Source organism: Caproiciproducens sp. MSJ-32 (assembly GCF_018918055.1).
Classification (GTDB): Bacteria; Bacillota; Clostridia; order Clostridiales; family Clostridiaceae; genus Clostridium.
Genome location: NZ_JAHLPS010000049.1, coordinates 1 through 16,744, shown reverse-complemented (window position 1 = coordinate 16,744; position 16,744 = coordinate 1). Strand labels below are relative to the sequence as shown.

The window sequence follows — 16,744 nt, the reverse complement described above, 5'->3', positions numbered from 1 at the left end:
AAATGAAAGCAGTAGGAAAAGTTTTTAAATATGGAGATAACGTAGATACAGATGTAATTATTCCAGCAAGATATTTAAATACATCAGATCCAAAGGAACTAGCCAGTCACTGTATGGAGGATATTGATAAAGATTTTGTGAAAAAGGTAGAAGCTGGAGATATTATCGTTGCAAATAAAAATTTTGGATGTGGCTCTTCAAGAGAACATGCACCAATAGCAATTAAAGAAAGTGGAGTAAGTTGTGTTATTGCAAAAACCTTCGCAAGAATATTCTATAGAAATGCTATAAATATTGGACTTCCAATTTTAGAATGCGAAGAGGCTGTAGATAAAATAGATGCAGGGGACAAACTAGAAATAGACTTCACAACTGGAGTAATAACAAATCATACAAAAAATGAACAATACCAAGGGGAACCTTTCCCGGAATTTATGCAGGAAATAATAAACTCAAATGGGCTAGTGAATTACATTAAAAACAAGAATAATTCAGTTAGGAGTTAGGAGTTAGGAGTTAGTAGTTTGGAGTTTGGAGTTGGGAGTTAGGAGTTAGTAGTTAGTAGTTTGGAGTGTGGAGCTAAATTTAGTTTGGAGTGTGGAGTGTTGAGTGTGGAGCTAAATTTAGTTTGGAGTGTGGAGTGTTGAGTGTGGAGCTTAATTTAGTTAGTAGTTAGGAGTTTGGAGTTGGGGTAAGAAGCATAAGTTAGAGTTAAGAAGTGATAGGTAAGAAGTAATAAGCAAAAAATATAGTGAACAGTGAACTGAATAGTTGGGGGGATTAAAATGAATTATAAAATAGCTGTAATAGCAGGAGATGGAATTGGTCCAGAAGTTGTTGAAGAAACTGTGAATATTTTAAATTGTGTTGGGGATAAATTTAATCATAAGTTTGAATATGAATATCTTTTAGCAGGAGGTTGTGCAATAGACGAGGAGGGTATACCTCTTCCAGAAGAAACTTTAGAAGCTTGTAAAAAGGCAGATGCAGTTTTACTTGGTGCTGTAGGAGGACCTAAATGGGACAATCCTGATGCAAAAATAAGACCTGAACAAGCCTTATTAGGTCTTAGGGGAGGTCTTGGACTTTATTGTAATTTAAGACCAGCTCTTTTATATGCCCCATTAAAGGAAGCATCACCTCTTAAGGATTCAATTATAGGAGATGGAATAGATATATGCGTTGTTAGAGAACTAACAGGAGGCATATATTTTGGTGAAAGAGGAAGAGAAGAAATTAATGGTGTTAAGGGAGCTTATGATACTGAAAGATATAATGAAAATGAGGTAAGAAGAATAGGTAAAATTGCCTTTGAAACAGCAATGAAAAGAAATAAAAAGCTAACAAGTATTGATAAGGCCAATATACTGGAAAGTTCAAGGCTTTGGAGAAAGGTAATAGATGAATTGGCAAAGGAATATCCAGAGGTAGAAGTAAATCATATGTATGTTGATAATGCAGCAATGCAGCTTGTAAGAAATCCAAAACAATTTGATGTAATTGTTACTTCCAATATGTTTGGTGATATTTTATCAGATGAAGCTAGTATGATAACAGGTTCAATAGGTATGCTCCCTTCAGCATCCTTAGGAGAAGGAAAAAGAGGAATGTATGAACCAATCCATGGAAGTGCACCTGATATTGCTGGTCAAGGAATAGCTAATCCTCTAGCAACAATATTATCAGCTGCAATGATGCTTAGATATAGCTTTGATTTAGAAGAAGAAGCAAAAGCTATAGAAAAGGCAGTTTTTAGTGTCCTTGAAGAGGGTTATAGAACTGCAGATATTATGAGTGATGGAAAGAAGTTAGTTGGGACAAAGGAGATAGGAAGACTTGTATTAGAAAAAATATTAAGTTAAAGGAAGTGTTATTATGAGAAGCGATGCAATAAAGAAGGGAGCTGCTAAAGCTCCTCATAGATCATTGCTAAAGGCAACAGGATTGACTGATGAAGAAATAGATAGGCCTTTAATAGGAATTGTAACTTCACAAAATGATATAATTCCTGGCCATATTAACTTAGATAAGATAACAGAAGCTGTAAAAAAAGGCATCCTTCTGAAGGGCGGAACTCCAATAATATTTCCAGCTATAGGAGTATGTGATGGTATAGCAATGGGGCATGAGGGGATGAGATATTCATTACCTACTAGGGAATTAATTGCAGATTCTATAGAGTGTATGGCTAAGGCCCATCAATTTGATGCCTTAGTGTTTATTCCAAACTGTGACAAAATCGTTCCAGGGATGTTAATGGCTGCTTTAAGGCTTAATATACCATCGATTTTTGTCAGCGGCGGTCCAATGTTAGCAGGTAAATTTAAGGGAAAAGAAGTATCTCTTTCAACTATGTTTGAAGCGGTGGGAACTTATGAGAGTGGAAATATATCTAAAGGGGATTTGTTAAATTTAGAAAATAATGCTTGTCCTACATGTGGTTCTTGTTCTGGAATGTTTACTGCAAATTCAATGAATTGCTTGTCAGAAGCTTTGGGGTTAGCTCTACCAGGCAATGGCACAATCCCAGCTGTTTATTCAGAAAGAATTAGACTAGCTAAGATGGCAGGAATGCAGATAATGAATATTCTTAAGGAAGATATAAAACCAAGAGATATAGTTACAAAATCAGCATTAATTAATGCCCTTAAAGTAGATATGGCCCTTGGATGCTCAACCAATAGTATTCTGCATTTATTAGCTATAGCTAATGAAGCAAAAATAGAGTTAAATTATGAAATTATAGATAAGGTATCAGAAATTACCCCTAATTTATGTAAACTTGCGCCAGCTTCAGATACCCACATTGAGGAATTATACTGGGCTGGTGGCATTCAAGCAGTAATTAAGGAACTTTCAAAGAAGGATTTAATAGCTCTTGACTGCATTACAGTTACAGGAAAAAGCCATAGAGAAAATATTAAGGATGCAGAGGTTTTAAATTATGATGTTATAAGACCTATAGATAAGCCTTATAGTGAAATAGGAGGAATAAAAGTTCTTAAAGGAAACTTGGCTAAAGAAGGGGCAGTAGTTAAAAAGTCAGCAGTACTAGAAGAAATGCTGGTTCATACTGGACCGGCAAGGGTGTTTGATAGTGAAGAAGATGCAATAAAAGCTATTTTATCAAGGAAAATAGTTAAGGGTGATGTTGTAGTCATTAGATATGAAGGACCAAAAGGCGGACCTGGTATGAGGGAAATGCTGTCACCAACCTCAGCAATTGCAGGAATGGGCTTAGATAAATATGTAGCCTTGATAACAGATGGAAGATTTAGTGGAGCTACAAGAGGAGCATCTATAGGACACGTTGCACCAGAGGCTGCTGAAGGGGGAGTAATAGCGCTAGTAGAAGAAGGAGACAAAATATCAATAGATATTATAAATGGTAAACTAGAGCTGCTAGTTCCAGAGGAAGTTTTAGAAGAAAGAAGAAAAAGATTAAAAGCTTTTGAACCAAAGATTAAAGAGGGGTATTTATATAGATATTCAAAATTAGTAAGTTCATCAAGCAAAGGAGCAATATTAAAATAATGGACAATTCTCCATTGTTCATTGTGAATTGATAAAAAGGGGGGCTTTTATGTATTTAACTGGGGCAGAAATTTTAGTTAAATCCCTTTTGGATGAAGGTGTTGATACCATTTTTGGATATCCAGGAGGGGCTGTTTTAAATATATATGATGAATTATATAAATACAAAGATAAGATAAGGCATATTTTAATGGCTCATGAGCAGGGGGCAGCTCATGCAGCTGATGGATATGCAAGGGCGACGGGAAAGGTTGGAGTTTGTTTAGCTACTTCTGGCCCTGGGGCAACAAATCTTGTAACAGGAATAGCTACAGCTTATATGGATTCAATACCTATGGTTGCAATAACAGGAAATGTTCCAAGAAATCTGCTTGGAAAGGACAGCTTTCAAGAAGTCGATATAACTGGAATAACAATGCCAATAACTAAGCATAACTATATAGTTAAGGATATAAAGGATTTACAAAAAATAATAAGAGAGGCCTTTTATATTGCTAAGGAGGGGAGACCGGGGCCTGTACTTATAGATATACCAAAAGATATTACGGCTGAAAAAGCTGAATACAAGCCTTTAATACCTAAAAAAGTAGAAAGAAAGGTAAAAAACTTAACAGAAAAGGATTTAGAAAAGGTTGCAAAACTTATTAATGAGGCTAAAAATCCTTTCATCTATGCCGGGGGAGGAGTAGTGGCTTCAGGAGCTTATGATGAACTTATTGAATTAGTAAATAAAATTAATTCACCAATAGCTACATCTCTTATGGCAATTTCAGCTTTTCCACAGGAGCATCCATTATATACAGGAATGATTGGAATGCACGGATCAAAAGCATCAAATATTTTAGCATCAAAGTGTGATCTATTAATTTGCTTAGGTGCTAGATTTAACGATAGAGTTATAAGCAATCAAAAGCATATAAAAAATGCAAAGGTAGTTCATATAGATGTAGATCCAGCTGAAATTAATAAGAATATTAAAGCTGATGCATTTATTATTGGGGATTTAAAAAGTGTTCTTCAAAGGCTTATTCCATTACTTAAAGAAAAGAAAGATGAAGAATGGCTAGAAAAGGTTGAGGAATTAAAGTCATTAAATGTGATAAAAGATACAGATACAGGGGAGTTGACACCAGAATTTTTATTTAAAAAATTAGATGAATTTGATGATGGGAATTTTATAATAACAACAGAAGTTGGACAACATCAGATGTGGGCAGCTAAATATTATAAGTTTAGGAAACCTAGAAGCTTTATATCTTCTGGAGGACTTGGAACAATGGGATATGGTCTTGGGGCAGCCATTGGGGCTCAAGTTGCTTTAAAGGATAGAAGAGTAATTAATATAGCTGGAGATGGGAGTTTTGGAATGAACTGCAATGAATTAGTAACTGCAGTTAAAAATAACTTACCTATTATAGTAATAATTTTTAATAACAATTCCTTGGGGATGGTAAGACAATGGCAAAGTTTATTCTATGAAGAAAGATATTCTTATACAACCTTAAACAGGGCAACTGACTTTGTTAAATTAGCAGAAGCTTTTGGCGGTAGAGGCTATAGAGTTTTTAGAAAAGAAGATTTAAAGGATGTATTAACACAGGCATTAGAAAATAAGGGTCCTGTTGTAATAGATTATGTTGTTGATAATGATAGAAAGGTATTTCCAATGGTTGCACCAGGTGCAGCAATTGATGAAATAATAAGTGAAGATAATATAAATAATTAGGGGGATGTAAAATGGCAAAAATGTATTATGAAAAAGATACAAATTTAAAGTTATTAGAGGGAAAAAAGGTAGCAATAATAGGATATGGCAGCCAAGGTCATGCTCATGCATTAAACTTAAAGGAAAGCGGAGTAGATGTTGTTGTTGGTCTTTATGAAGGAAGTAAATCTAAAGAGAGAGCCGAAAAGGCAGGATTAGAAGTTTTAACTGTAGCTGAAGCTGCAAAATTAGCAGATGTTATAATGATACTATTACCAGATGAAAAACAAGCAGCTGTATATAAATCAGAAATTGCACCAAATTTAGAAAAGGGTAATGCGCTTGTTTTTGCTCATGGATTTAATATCCACTATGGTCAAATTGTTCCGCCGGCAGATGTAGATGTATTTATGTGTGCTCCAAAGGGCCCAGGCCATATGGTTAGAAGAACTTATACAGAAGGTTCTGGAGTTCCATGTTTAATAGCAGTTTATCAAGATTCAACTGGTAATGCAAAAGATTTAGCATTAGCATATGCAAATGGAATTGGAGGAGCTAGAGCAGGTATCTTAGAAACTACTTTTAAAGATGAAACAGAAACAGATTTGTTTGGAGAGCAGGCTGTTCTTTGTGGAGGAGTTACTGCCCTTATAAAAGCAGGCTTTGAAACATTAGTAGAAGCTGGATATGCTCCGGAAAATGCATATTTTGAATGTCTGCATGAAATGAAACTGATAGTAGATTTAATGTACCAAGGTGGTATGGCAGCTATGAGATATTCCATTTCTGATACAGCTGAATATGGTGATTATCTTGTAGGAAACAGAATTATCACAGAAGATACTAAGAAAGAAATGAAAAAGGTATTAAAAGAAATTCAAGATGGAACTTTTGCTAAGAATTGGCTTTTAGAAAATCAAGTTGGAAGACCAATATTTAATGCAAGAAGAAGATTAGAAGCAGAACACCCAATTGAAAAGGTAGGAAAAGAATTAAGAGAAATGATGAGTTGGATTGATACTAAAAAGTTAGATTAAAGATATAAAAGGGGCAATATCAAGAAATTTTGATATAGCTCCTTTGATTTATACAATAGCCCTTCAAGAAGAAGGAGAAAAAATAGATTTTATTCATGAAAACATACAAAATGGATCAATTGCTATGAGAAGTTTTATAATTATATGATATAATAATTTTGGATTAAATATTATTTAATTTAGTAATAATTTTAGTTGAAAGGAAGTATTGAACTTGAAAATAAAGAGTTTTTTAAAATTAGTAGAGATTCAAACAAAGGCTGCAAGTGTAATTCCATATTTACTAGCATCTTTATTTGTATATTATAGATACAATACTTTTAATTTTAAAAATGCAATAATAATGTTTTTTTCAATGCTTATTTTTGATATGACAACTACAGCAATAAATAATTATATAGATTATGCAAAGGCAATAAAGAAAGAAGGCTTTGGATACGAAAGCCATAATGCCATTGTAAGAGATAAATTAAATCCTGATCATGTAAGATATTTAATATATATAATGTTAGGAATAGCAGCTCTTTTAGGATTATTATTAGTTGCAAATACAAATATTGTAGTTTTATTACTTGGCGCATTAGCCTTTCTTATTGGTATTACTTATACCTTTGGCCCAATTCCAATTTCCAGAACTCCTTTTGGGGAAGTGTTTTCAGGTCTTGCTATGGGTTTTTTATTAACTTTTATAACTATGTATATACATGTATTTGATAAAGGAATATTAAATATTAATTATTCTAATTTAAATAGTATAAATATAGTATTTAATTTAAAGGAACTTATAATTTTATTTATAGTCTGTTTACCTGCAATAACAGGAATCGCAAATATTATGTTGGCAAATAATATCTGTGATATAGAAGATGATATAGTAAATAAGAGATATACTCTTCCAATTTATATAGGCAAGGAAAATGCCCTTAAATTATTTAAATGGCTATATTATATTGGTTATATAGCAATTGTTATAGCCGTTGTTATTAGAGTTCTTCCTCTTTATTCTCTTTTATCAGTTTTAGTACTAAAAAAGGTCAAGGAAAATATAGATAAATTTAATGAACTTCAAACTAAAAAAGATACTTTTGGATTAGCAGTTGAAAACTTTGCCCTTACTAATATTGTACTAGCTATTACTATTTTAGTTGGAGTAATAATATAATGAATTATGTTTATATGTTAGAATGTTCTGATGGAAGTTTATATACAGGATGGACAAACAACTTAGAAAAAAGAATTGCAGCTCATAATAATGGAAAGGGAGCAAAATATACAAGGGTAAGGCTTCCAGTAAAATTAGTTTATTATGAAGAATATGAAGATAAAATAGAAGCAATGAAAAGGGAATATGAAATAAAACGATTATCAAGAAAAGAAAAGGTAAAGTTAATTAAATCAGAAGAGTATCAGGCAATGTTAAAGAAGATGGCAAGGCTTGAGGAGGAAAATGAAATATTAAATTACTTCACAAACACAGAATAATCATGTTATGTTTGAAGAAAATGTGCTATAATGGAAAAAACATATATAAAGAGGTGACCAAGATGACCGTTAGCTATAAAAAGCTTTGGAAATTGTTGATTGACCGCGATATGAAGAAGAAAGATTTACAAGCTGCTGCGGGAATAAGTTCATCGTCAATTTCAAAGCTTTCTAAAAACGAATATGTCAGTATGGATGTTCTTGTAAAGGTTTGTACGGCGCTTGGCGTTGATTTTAAAGATATCATGGAATTAGTGCCAAATATGGTTGAAGAAAGGGAGTAGAGTTATGGAAAATAACAGAAAAGAACAGGAACGGGCGGAATTACACCGCACGATATGGAATATGGCAAATGATCTAAGAGGCAGTGTAGATGGATGGGATTTTAAGCAATATGTTCTAGGAATGCTGTTTTACCGCTACATATCTGAAAATATTACTGCCTATATTAACGCCGGAGAATGGGAAGCTGGCAATAGGGATTTTGATTATGCCAAGCTATCCGACGAAGAAGCAGAACAGGCACGAGAGGATTTAGTTAAGACAAAAGGCTTCTTTATTTTACCCAGCGAGCTTTTTGAAAATGTCCGAGCTCGTGCAAAGGACGATGAAAACTTAAATGAAACACTGGAACAGATTTTCAGTAATATAGAAGCATCTGCCCAAGGAACAGAGAGTGAAGATAATTTCAAAGGCTTGTTTGACGATATTGATGTTAACAGCAATAAGTTAGGTAACACTGTAGTAAAGCGTAATGAAAAGCTGGTTAAGCTAATGAATTCTGTTGGAGAAATGAAGCTGGGAGACTACAAAGACAATACCATAGATGCATTTGGTGATGCTTATGAATTTTTAATGGGTATGTATGCATCCAATGCAGGAAAAAGTGGTGGTGAATACTATACGCCGCAGGAGGTTTCTGAACTCCTTACCCACTTAACATTAGTAGGAAAAACTGAAGTCAACAAGGTATATGACCCCGCTTGCGGTTCTGGCTCTCTACTGCTAAAGTTTGCAAAAATCTTAGGAAAAGAAAATGTACGTCAAGGGTTTTTCGGTCAGGAAATCAACATTACAACCTACAACCTGTGCCGAATCAATATGTTCCTGCACGATATTGATTATGACAAATTTGATATTGCCCTTGGTGACACACTAACAGATCCGCAACATTGGGATGATGAGCCTTTTGAAGCCATTGTATCAAATCCTCCATACTCTATTAAATGGAAGGGCGACAATGATCCTATTTTGATTAACGATCCCCGTTTTTCTCCAGCGGGAGTATTGGCTCCTAAATCCAAGGCAGACCTTGCTTTTATTATGCATAGTCTTTCTTGGCTTGCGACAAACGGAACAGCGGCTATTGTATGTTTCCCCGGTGTAATGTACCGCGGAGGCGCTGAAAAGAAAATCAGGCAGTACCTGATTGACAATAACTATATCGACTGTATCATTCAGTTACCAGATAACTTGTTCTATGGTACCAGCATTGCTACCTGCATTATGGTGCTGAAGAAGTCTAAATCAGAAAATAGCACCTTATTTATCGATGCATCAAAGGAATTTGTTAAGGTTACGAATAACAACAAGCTGACACAGGAAAATATTGAGACCATTCTTAACGCATTCAAAGATAGAAAGGATATTGAGCATTTTGCTAGGCTTGTTCCAAACAGTGAAATAGCTGAACAAGATTATAACCTATCTGTTTCAACATATGTGGAACAAGAAGATATGAGAGAAAAGATTGATATTGTTGCCCTCAATGCTGAGATAGAAAAAATTGTGGCGAGAGAGCAGATTTTAAGGGAAGAAATAGATAAGATTATTGCAGAAATTGAGGTGGGCAAATGAGTAAATTAGATGAATTGATTGCTGAACTTTGTCCAGATGGAGTGGAGCTAGTACCATTAGAAGAGGTTATTCTTTCTCTTAATACAGGTCTTAACCCACGACAATTTTTTCGGTTGAATACTGTTGATGCTAAAAATTATTATGTAACAATAAGAGAATTAAGGAATAATAAGGTTATTTTTACAGATAAGACGGATCGAATAAATGATGAAGCGTTGAAGCTCTGTAACAATCGCTCTAATTTAGAGGTTGGAGATGTTCTTTTTTCAGGTACAGGAACAATTGGAGAAACTGCTGTCATTGAATCCCCCCCAATAAATTGGAATATAAAAGAAGGAGTTTATGCAATAAAACCAGACAAGAAAAGAATCATATCGAGATTCTTAATGTATGCCCTTATGTCACAAAGAGTTCGAGAACGATATTTGGTTAAAGCATTGGGAGGAACAGTAAAAAGTGTATCTATGGGTGAAATGAAAAAGCTACTTATCCCCATCCCCCCTCTAGCTGTTCAGCAGGAAATTGTCCGTATTCTGGACAATTTCACAGAGCTTACAGCAGAGCTTACAGCAGAGCTTACAGCAAGAAGAAAACAGTATGAGTATTATAGGGATTTGCTGCTGACATTTGATGATGATGTGCCAAGACTTGCTATAAGTGATCTTTTAATACGTACAAAGGGAACAAATATAACAGCACAAAAAATGAGACAATTACATAAAGAGAATGGTGAAGTACGAATATTTGCTGGTGGTAAAACTTATGCGGATGTTGATTTTAAAGATATCCCAAAAAAAGATATTAATTTAAACCCTTCTATAATTGTTAAGTCACGTGGAATTATTGAATTTGAGTATTATGATAAGCCATTTAGCCATAAAAATGAATTCTGGTCATATTATAGTGAAAATAAAAATGTCAATATTAAATTTGTATACTACTATCTTTCAAAAAATGTGAACTATTTTCAACGTATAGCTAATAATATGCAAATGCCACAAATATCAATTCCTGTAACAGATAAATATAAAGTTCCCCTCCCTCCTATAAAAGAGCAGGAACGCATCGTAGCTATCCTCGATCGCTTTGACGCTCTGTGTAACGACTTAACCAGCGGTATTCCTGCTGAAATCGAAGCACGGCAAAAGCAATATGAATATTACAGGGATAAACTGTTATCTTTCAAGGAGGTGAAGGCATGAGTATATACAATATCGTTGCAAGTACTGACGAAGCAACGGTTGTTGCTGAATATGCAGCTGAATACAATGTCCGACCTGAAAAGTATCAGAGCGAGGCAGAACTTGAGCGGGAGTTTATTAGGCAACTAACTTCCCAAGGATATGAATATATTTCAGTGCACAATGAAGCTGCATTGATAGCAAATCTCCGAAAGCAACTTGAACTGCTTAATGATTTTACATTTACTGATAGCGAATGGGATAGGTTTTTCACGGAATGTATAGCAAATACTAACGAGGGAATTGTTGAAAAGACCAGAAAAATCCAGGATGACCATATCCAAATTCTAAAACGTGAAGATGGAACAACAAAAAACATATACCTTTTGGATAAAAAGAATATCCATAACAATCGCTTGCAGGTTATTAATCAATACGAAGAAGCAGGTGGCAAGCATGAAACTCGATATGATGTGACTATACTTGTCAACGGACTTCCCCTGGTTCATGTGGAGTTAAAGCGTCGTGGTGTTGCTATCCGAGAAGCTTTCAACCAAATAAAAAGATACCAACGTGACAGCTTTTGGGCGGCTTCTGGTTTATTTGAGTATGTGCAAATATTTGTAATCTCCAATGGCACCCATACAAAGTATTATAGCAACACCACAAGAAACGCACATATCAAGGAACAAAGCAGTAGTGAACGTCGAAGAAGTAAAAAAACAAGCAACAGCTTTGAGTTTACCAGCTTTTGGGCAGATGCAAATAACAAAATTATTCCTGACCTTGTGGACTTTACTAAAACATTTTTTGCCAAGCATACCCTCTTAAATATACTAACAAAATATTGTATTTTTACATCTGAAGATCTGCTCCTTGTAATGCGTCCTTATCAAATAGCTGCTGCAGAACGTATATTATCACGTATTGTAGTATCAACCAACTACAAGAAGATGGGCACAACTGCAGCTGGAGGATATATTTGGCATACAACAGGCTCTGGTAAGACATTGACCAGTTTTAAGACAGCCCAATTAGCTTCTGCCTTGCCTTACATAGACAAGGTACTGTTTGTTGTTGACCGTAAAGACCTAGACTATCAGACTATGAAGGAATATGACCGTTTTGAAAAGGGAGCAGCTAACGGTAATACGTCCACAAGAGTTCTTCAAAGACAATTGGAGGACAGGGATGAAAAAGGAAATCCTCATGAATACAAAATCATTGTAACCACTATTCAGAAGCTGGATATATTTATTCGAAAAAACAAACAGCATGATATTTATAAAAAACATGTGGTATTGATTTTTGATGAGTGTCACCGTTCCCAATTTGGTGAAATGCATCAAGCAATTACGAAGAGCTTTAAGAACTATCATATCTTCGGCTTTACGGGAACCCCAATTTTTGCTGCCAATGCTAGTTCAGGAGGTAACCCATTGTTCCGTACAACCGAGCAGGCCTTTGGAGAAAAGCTACATACTTATACCATTGTGGATGCCATCAATGATGGGAATGTTCTGCCTTTTAGAATAGATTTTATCAATACCATTAAGATGCCTGATTACGTTAATGATAAAAAAGTCTATAGCATAGATAGAGAAAAAGCCTTAGCAGATCCACAGCGAATTAGTGAAATTGTTTCTTACGTTCTTGAACACTTTGATCAGAAGACGAAGCGCAATAGTTATTACACATTCTCTGCGAAATGGGAAGAAGCAGATAAGCACAACCCTAAAAAGATGATAGAAAAGCGTGAAACAAGGCGAGTTGCCGGTTTCAACTCCATATTTGCTGCTGCATCCATCCCAATGGCAATCAGATACTATAATGAGTTTAAGAAGCAGATAGCACAAAAGAACCGTAACCTTACCATTGCAACTATTTTCAGTTTTAGTGCAAATGAAGAAGAGCCAGATGGACTGCTTCCTGAAGAGGATTTTAATATGGAAAACCTTGACCAGAGCTCCAGAGATTTTCTTGAGGCGGCTATCCGAGATTACAATTCCACATTTAACACGAATTACGATACTTCCTCGGATAAGTTCCAGAATTATTATAAAGACCTCTCTCTTCGTGTAAAGAATCGGGAGATTGATATATTGATTGTTGTCAATATGTTTCTTACAGGCTTTGATGCAACAACCCTGAATACCCTATGGGTAGATAAAAACCTGAGACAGCATGGACTGATTCAGGCTTTTTCAAGAACTAACCGCATCCTAAACAGCGTTAAGACCTATGGTAATATCGTTTGCTTTAGAGATTTGAAAGAAGAAACAGATAAAGCTATTGCACTATTCGGTAATAAGGATGCTGGCGGTATTGTACTGCTAAAAACATACGAAGAATACTATAACGGCTATGATGATAAAGGTGAGTATAAGCCGGGCTATGCTGAACTGATTGCAACCCTTACAACACAGTATCCCCTTGGCCAACCTATTCTTGGAGAAGAAGCAGAAAAAGACTTTATCAGGTTATATGGAGCAATACTCAGGCTCAGAAATATTCTTACTTCCTTCGATGACTTTGAAGGAAACGAGATTTTATCTGAAAGGGATTTTCAGGACTATCAGAGCATTTATATTGACCTGTATCAGGAATACAGAAAAGGTGCTGATGGTGACAAAGAAACTATCAATGATGACATAGTTTTTGAGATTGAACTGGTCAAGCAGATAGAGGTAAACATTGATTACATCCTTATGCTTGTAGCCAAATATCAGCAATCCAACTGCAAGGATAAAAGCATTCTTACAACTATTGATAAGGCTATCAATTCAAGTATTGAACTTCGAAGTAAGAAAGAGCTTATCGAGCGTTTTATAGAGCAAGTCAATGTATCGACCAAAGTGGATGAGGATTGGCGCAAATTCCTCCATGAGCGTAAGGAAGCGGATATTTCAGCAATTATAGAAGAAGAAAAATTAAAGCCTGAAGAAACCCGCCGATTCATCGACAATGCTTTCCGAGATGGGATACTTAAAACAACCGGTACAGCCATTGATAAAATCATGCCACCTGTATCTCGCTTTGGCGGAGGCAGAGCTGCGAAAAAACAAGGAATTATTGAAAAACTAATGTTATTCTTTGAGAAGTATTTAGGGTTGGTGTAATAGAAATCAAAAAACTTATACCCATGCATCCAAGATTACAGAATAAAGCAAATTGGACATATTGTATTAAATCCAAGGCTGCATTAATAAAACTTTATCCTAACGATTTGAAGCAAAAGACCAGTCACAATCAAGCATTCATGCCATGTGGAGTGTGTTGTCTTGATGTCAAAAGCAGAATAATTACAAAATCGAAGGAGGTGACATTATGTCGGATACTGTTTTTAAGAATTTTTTGCTGACGGATTATAAAACTCTTTGCTCGAGTTTTACACAAAACGATGGCGATGCAATTCATCGCTTATTGGAACGATATAAAAACAAAGTAGGCGACTACGAAAAAAATGAATTATCACAAGCGATATTCATTAGATTAGGATGGGACTATAGTTATACGGATACAATATTCAACTTCTATTTCATATATTTATTGGCTTTAGATATAATATCCAAGCAAGATGACTGCGATTGTGAATATATTTGTGATTTTAAAATTGAAAAAGGAAAGCTGTATTATAGGAAGAAAACTAATTCCAAATATAAGAGCCGCTTTTATTGCAAAAAAGAAACAATAGCAGAAAAAAGCCTTGATGAAAAAATGTTTTTATTTTGTCTGAGAAATGAACTAAAAAAGGACAGTGAGTTATTTAGTAAACTCGAAAGACTTGCACACCTTAATGATTCTTTTGTGAATTTTATGCCCCATCCAGGATATCCATACAATCAGGAAAAGGGAACAAGTAACATACTTGACAGTTTGAATCTTATGATAGATAAAATTCAAAAACAGAGTACAAACCTCGAAGACGATAAGATTAAGAAAATGAATGAGGACTGGAAAAATTGGTTTATTAAACATAGAGAAGATTACTGTTTAGAAGGCTTTTATAGCATTAATGAAGGTGGTATTCAAGGAACTAAGTTTTTGACAAATGAAAACCCTATACCAACTAATAGAGATGACCTGATAGAGTATATTTCAACGCTTATAAGCAAGCTGGAAGAACGTGCGGATCTCATCAACGAACGTCTGAGAAAAGTTAATGATTGTGGACATGTTCCCGCCTACCGATAGTGCAAAAAGAGCCTTTGACGTGTTTCCGACTACCGACAATGTAAAAGACATCAATCCACCTCGCTCGTTGCAGATTGTGACTGGTCTTTTTTGCCCCGCTTGAAGCTGTTCATTTAAGTTTTTCTTCAATCTCTAAGAGAACGCTTCTTTCCGGGCGGCATCTTACTACATACGAATTTCCTTCGTATTTGTTCCTTTCTACTTTGCAAACATCCATATAAATTCTATCTGAAGATTGTCTCCAAAAAACTTTTGCGTGATGACTTGTAATCGGCGGACTTTTTATTAACTATATAAAAATAGCGATTTCGTGTAAATTCTATTGCGTATTAGAAGAAAAAAACGATATAATATATATCATGACACAACACTGTGGGGTGGAAAAATGGATAATGCAACGCTTAGCCTTTCTTATAACAGCCTTTGGAAACTGTTGATTGACCGTAAATTGAAGAAAAAAGATTTACAGAATATGGCACATCTCAGTTCGTCCGTGATTGCTAAAATGGGAAAAGATCAGCCGGTCCATCTGGATACGATTGTAAAAATATGTGTTGCCCTTCAATGTGATATTTCAGATGTCGTTACACTGTGTAATAAGGAGGCGTAACGCATGGCCAGTTTTACTAAAAAAGCCATTCGGGATTCATTTGTGAAACTATTGAACGAGAAGCCTTTGAGCCAAATTACCATTCGGGATATTGTAGATGACTGCGGCGTGAACCGCAATACCTTTTATTACTATTACCAGGACCTGCCGCAATTGGTGGAAAGCATTGTAGATGAGGATGCGGAGCGGATTATCCGGGGGCATCCTACCATCGATTCCCTGGACGATTGTATCAATGCAGCACTGGAATTTGCTCTGGCCAATCAGAAAGCGGTGCTTCATATCTATCATTCCGTCAACCGAGACATTTATGAGCAATACCAATGGCGGGTCTGTACTTATGTGGTCAGGACGTATGTAGACGGCGTTCTAGGCAACCGAAAAATGACATCTGAGTGTTAATGTCAATATTATTTTTAACAAATTTGCAAATATAACTTTTAACACTTTTGACTAATTATTTTTTGGAATTATTAGTGAATATTTTATCTTTAACTCTATAAGATTTACCTGTTATTTTTTCAACTGTAGAATGATGCAATAACCTATCTAATATTGCGTTAGCAATCGTTATATCACCAAATATCTCATGCCATTTACTAAACTCCTTGTTGGTAGTAATTATTGTACTAGATTTTTCGTATCTTTTGTTTATTAGTTGAAAAAACATATTTGCTTCTTCTTTAGGGGCTGTCGCATTAGCGGTTAAAAATCGCTAATGCTCAGCTCTTATTTTGTACTGTTTTATATGAATTTTAAAGAGTTTTTCAAATAAATTCATCTCTACTCCTTAAAAATGGCGCACTTTAATAAGCCTTTCTATTTAAGGCTTTTTTCAGAACACTTGATTTTTAAAGTTCTAAAATTAAGCAGAGCTTTTTAACGAAAAAAGATGTGTTCCAGTTCTGCCTGATTGGATTTTGTTATGTAGTTTGTTTATATTATGTGCCATAGCTAAAAGGATACTTTCTGACAAAACATTCTGCTTTCCTTTGCAGAGAAATCTTCGAAATCCCATATCTTGCTTAACTTGCGCAAAGGAACCTTCTGCTTGAATACTCCTATTCATTCTTAGCAAGCAACCTTCATCACTAATTATTCTCTCTAAGGCTTCTTTTCTTTGACGATTAAATTTTTTTGAGGT

15 protein-coding genes and 1 pseudogene are annotated in these 16,744 nt (G+C 35.0%); 14 read left to right on the top strand and 2 right to left on the bottom strand.

The features are described from left to right. Positions 1–2: 2 nt before the first annotated feature. The 14 genes from leuD (at position 3) to KQI16_RS05765 (ending at position 16,002) form a co-directional block, all read left to right on the top strand. Positions 3–506 (top strand): 3-isopropylmalate dehydratase small subunit, encoded by a 504-nt coding sequence (gene leuD, locus KQI16_RS05830; RefSeq protein WP_119864342.1) that lies wholly within the window; start codon positions 3–5, stop codon positions 504–506. A gap of 279 nt (positions 507–785) precedes the next feature. Next, positions 786–1,862 (top strand): 3-isopropylmalate dehydrogenase, encoded by a 1,077-nt coding sequence (leuB, locus tag KQI16_RS05825; protein ID WP_216432754.1) that lies wholly within the window; start codon positions 786–788, stop codon positions 1,860–1,862. Between the two features lie 13 nt (positions 1,863–1,875). Next, positions 1,876–3,534: a dihydroxy-acid dehydratase gene (ilvD, locus tag KQI16_RS05820; RefSeq protein ID WP_216432753.1), complete on the top strand. Its 1,659-nt coding sequence runs from the start codon at positions 1,876–1,878 to the stop codon at positions 3,532–3,534. 49 nt (positions 3,535–3,583) lie between these two features. Next, positions 3,584–5,260, top strand: coding sequence for a biosynthetic-type acetolactate synthase large subunit (gene ilvB, locus KQI16_RS05815; protein ID WP_216432752.1), 1,677 nt, complete (start codon positions 3,584–3,586; stop codon positions 5,258–5,260). 11 nt (positions 5,261–5,271) lie between these two features. Then, complete coding sequence (gene ilvC / locus KQI16_RS05810) at positions 5,272–6,276, top strand: ketol-acid reductoisomerase (RefSeq protein WP_216432751.1); 1,005 nt, start codon at positions 5,272–5,274, stop codon at positions 6,274–6,276. Positions 6,277–6,490: 214 nt separating this feature from the next. After that, positions 6,491–7,438, top strand: coding sequence for a 1,4-dihydroxy-2-naphthoate polyprenyltransferase (gene menA / locus KQI16_RS05805; protein ID WP_216432750.1), 948 nt, complete (start codon positions 6,491–6,493; stop codon positions 7,436–7,438). Next, complete coding sequence (locus KQI16_RS05800) at positions 7,438–7,758, top strand: GIY-YIG nuclease family protein (RefSeq protein ID WP_216432749.1); 321 nt, start codon at positions 7,438–7,440, stop codon at positions 7,756–7,758. The genes menA and KQI16_RS05800 overlap by 1 nt, the downstream gene beginning before the upstream one ends. Before the next feature lie 62 nt (positions 7,759–7,820). After that, on the top strand, positions 7,821–8,042 hold the full coding sequence (locus KQI16_RS05795) for a helix-turn-helix domain-containing protein (protein ID WP_216432748.1): 222 nt from the start codon (positions 7,821–7,823) through the stop codon (positions 8,040–8,042). Positions 8,043–8,046: 4 nt separating this feature from the next. Next, the gene (locus tag KQI16_RS05790; RefSeq protein WP_216432747.1) at positions 8,047–9,615 is read left to right on the top strand and encodes a type I restriction-modification system subunit M; all 1,569 of its coding nucleotides are present in this window, start codon (positions 8,047–8,049) and stop codon (positions 9,613–9,615) included. Then, positions 9,612–10,817 (top strand): restriction endonuclease subunit S, encoded by a 1,206-nt coding sequence (locus KQI16_RS05785; RefSeq protein WP_216432746.1) that lies wholly within the window; start codon positions 9,612–9,614, stop codon positions 10,815–10,817. Before KQI16_RS05790 ends, KQI16_RS05785 begins: the two co-directional genes overlap by 4 nt. Beyond that, positions 10,814–13,915, top strand: a complete 3,102-nt coding sequence (locus KQI16_RS05780; protein ID WP_216432745.1) for a type I restriction endonuclease subunit R — start codon at positions 10,814–10,816, stop codon at positions 13,913–13,915. The genes KQI16_RS05785 and KQI16_RS05780 overlap by 4 nt, the downstream gene beginning before the upstream one ends. 208 nt (positions 13,916–14,123) lie before the next feature. Then, on the top strand, positions 14,124–14,990 hold the full coding sequence (locus KQI16_RS05775; RefSeq protein ID WP_216432744.1) for a hypothetical protein: 867 nt from the start codon (positions 14,124–14,126) through the stop codon (positions 14,988–14,990). Positions 14,991–15,375: 385 nt separating this feature from the next. Continuing rightward, positions 15,376–15,600: a helix-turn-helix domain-containing protein gene (locus tag KQI16_RS05770; protein ID WP_087171829.1), complete on the top strand. Its 225-nt coding sequence runs from the start codon at positions 15,376–15,378 to the stop codon at positions 15,598–15,600. Positions 15,601–15,603: 3 nt separating this feature from the next. After that, positions 15,604–16,002 (top strand): TetR/AcrR family transcriptional regulator, encoded by a 399-nt coding sequence (locus KQI16_RS05765; RefSeq protein ID WP_216432743.1) that lies wholly within the window; start codon positions 15,604–15,606, stop codon positions 16,000–16,002. 55 nt (positions 16,003–16,057) lie between these two features. Here KQI16_RS05765 and KQI16_RS05760 read toward each other — a convergent pair. After that, a pseudogene (locus KQI16_RS05760) lies at positions 16,058–16,285 on the bottom strand (ATP-binding protein); the annotation flags it as partial. A gap of 180 nt (positions 16,286–16,465) precedes the next feature. After that, positions 16,466–16,744, bottom strand: a 279-nt coding sequence (locus tag KQI16_RS05755; RefSeq protein WP_216432742.1) for a transposase, incomplete at its 5' end; no start/stop codon positions are given.

Bases quoted from the DNA above. Each gene is read 5' to 3' on its own strand.
- ilvB (WP_216432752.1), top strand. From the start codon at position 3,584: ATGTATTTAACTGGGGCAGAAATTTTAGTTAAATCCCTTTTGGATGAA.
- KQI16_RS05790 (WP_216432747.1), top strand. From the start codon at position 8,047: ATGGAAAATAACAGAAAAGAACAGGAACGGGCGGAATTACACCGCACG.
- leuB (WP_216432754.1), top strand. From the start codon at position 786: ATGAATTATAAAATAGCTGTAATAGCAGGAGATGGAATTGGTCCAGAA.
- KQI16_RS05785 (WP_216432746.1), top strand. From the start codon at position 9,612: ATGAGTAAATTAGATGAATTGATTGCTGAACTTTGTCCAGATGGAGTG.
- leuD (WP_119864342.1), top strand. From the start codon at position 3: ATGAAAGCAGTAGGAAAAGTTTTTAAATATGGAGATAACGTAGATACA.
- KQI16_RS05770 (WP_087171829.1), top strand. From the start codon at position 15,376: ATGGATAATGCAACGCTTAGCCTTTCTTATAACAGCCTTTGGAAACTG.
- KQI16_RS05765 (WP_216432743.1), top strand. From the start codon at position 15,604: ATGGCCAGTTTTACTAAAAAAGCCATTCGGGATTCATTTGTGAAACTA.
- ilvD (WP_216432753.1), top strand. From the start codon at position 1,876: ATGAGAAGCGATGCAATAAAGAAGGGAGCTGCTAAAGCTCCTCATAGA.
- KQI16_RS05795 (WP_216432748.1), top strand. From the start codon at position 7,821: ATGACCGTTAGCTATAAAAAGCTTTGGAAATTGTTGATTGACCGCGAT.
- KQI16_RS05800 (WP_216432749.1), top strand. From the start codon at position 7,438: ATGAATTATGTTTATATGTTAGAATGTTCTGATGGAAGTTTATATACA.
- KQI16_RS05780 (WP_216432745.1), top strand. From the start codon at position 10,814: ATGAGTATATACAATATCGTTGCAAGTACTGACGAAGCAACGGTTGTT.
- KQI16_RS05775 (WP_216432744.1), top strand. From the start codon at position 14,124: ATGTCGGATACTGTTTTTAAGAATTTTTTGCTGACGGATTATAAAACT.
- ilvC (WP_216432751.1), top strand. From the start codon at position 5,272: ATGGCAAAAATGTATTATGAAAAAGATACAAATTTAAAGTTATTAGAG.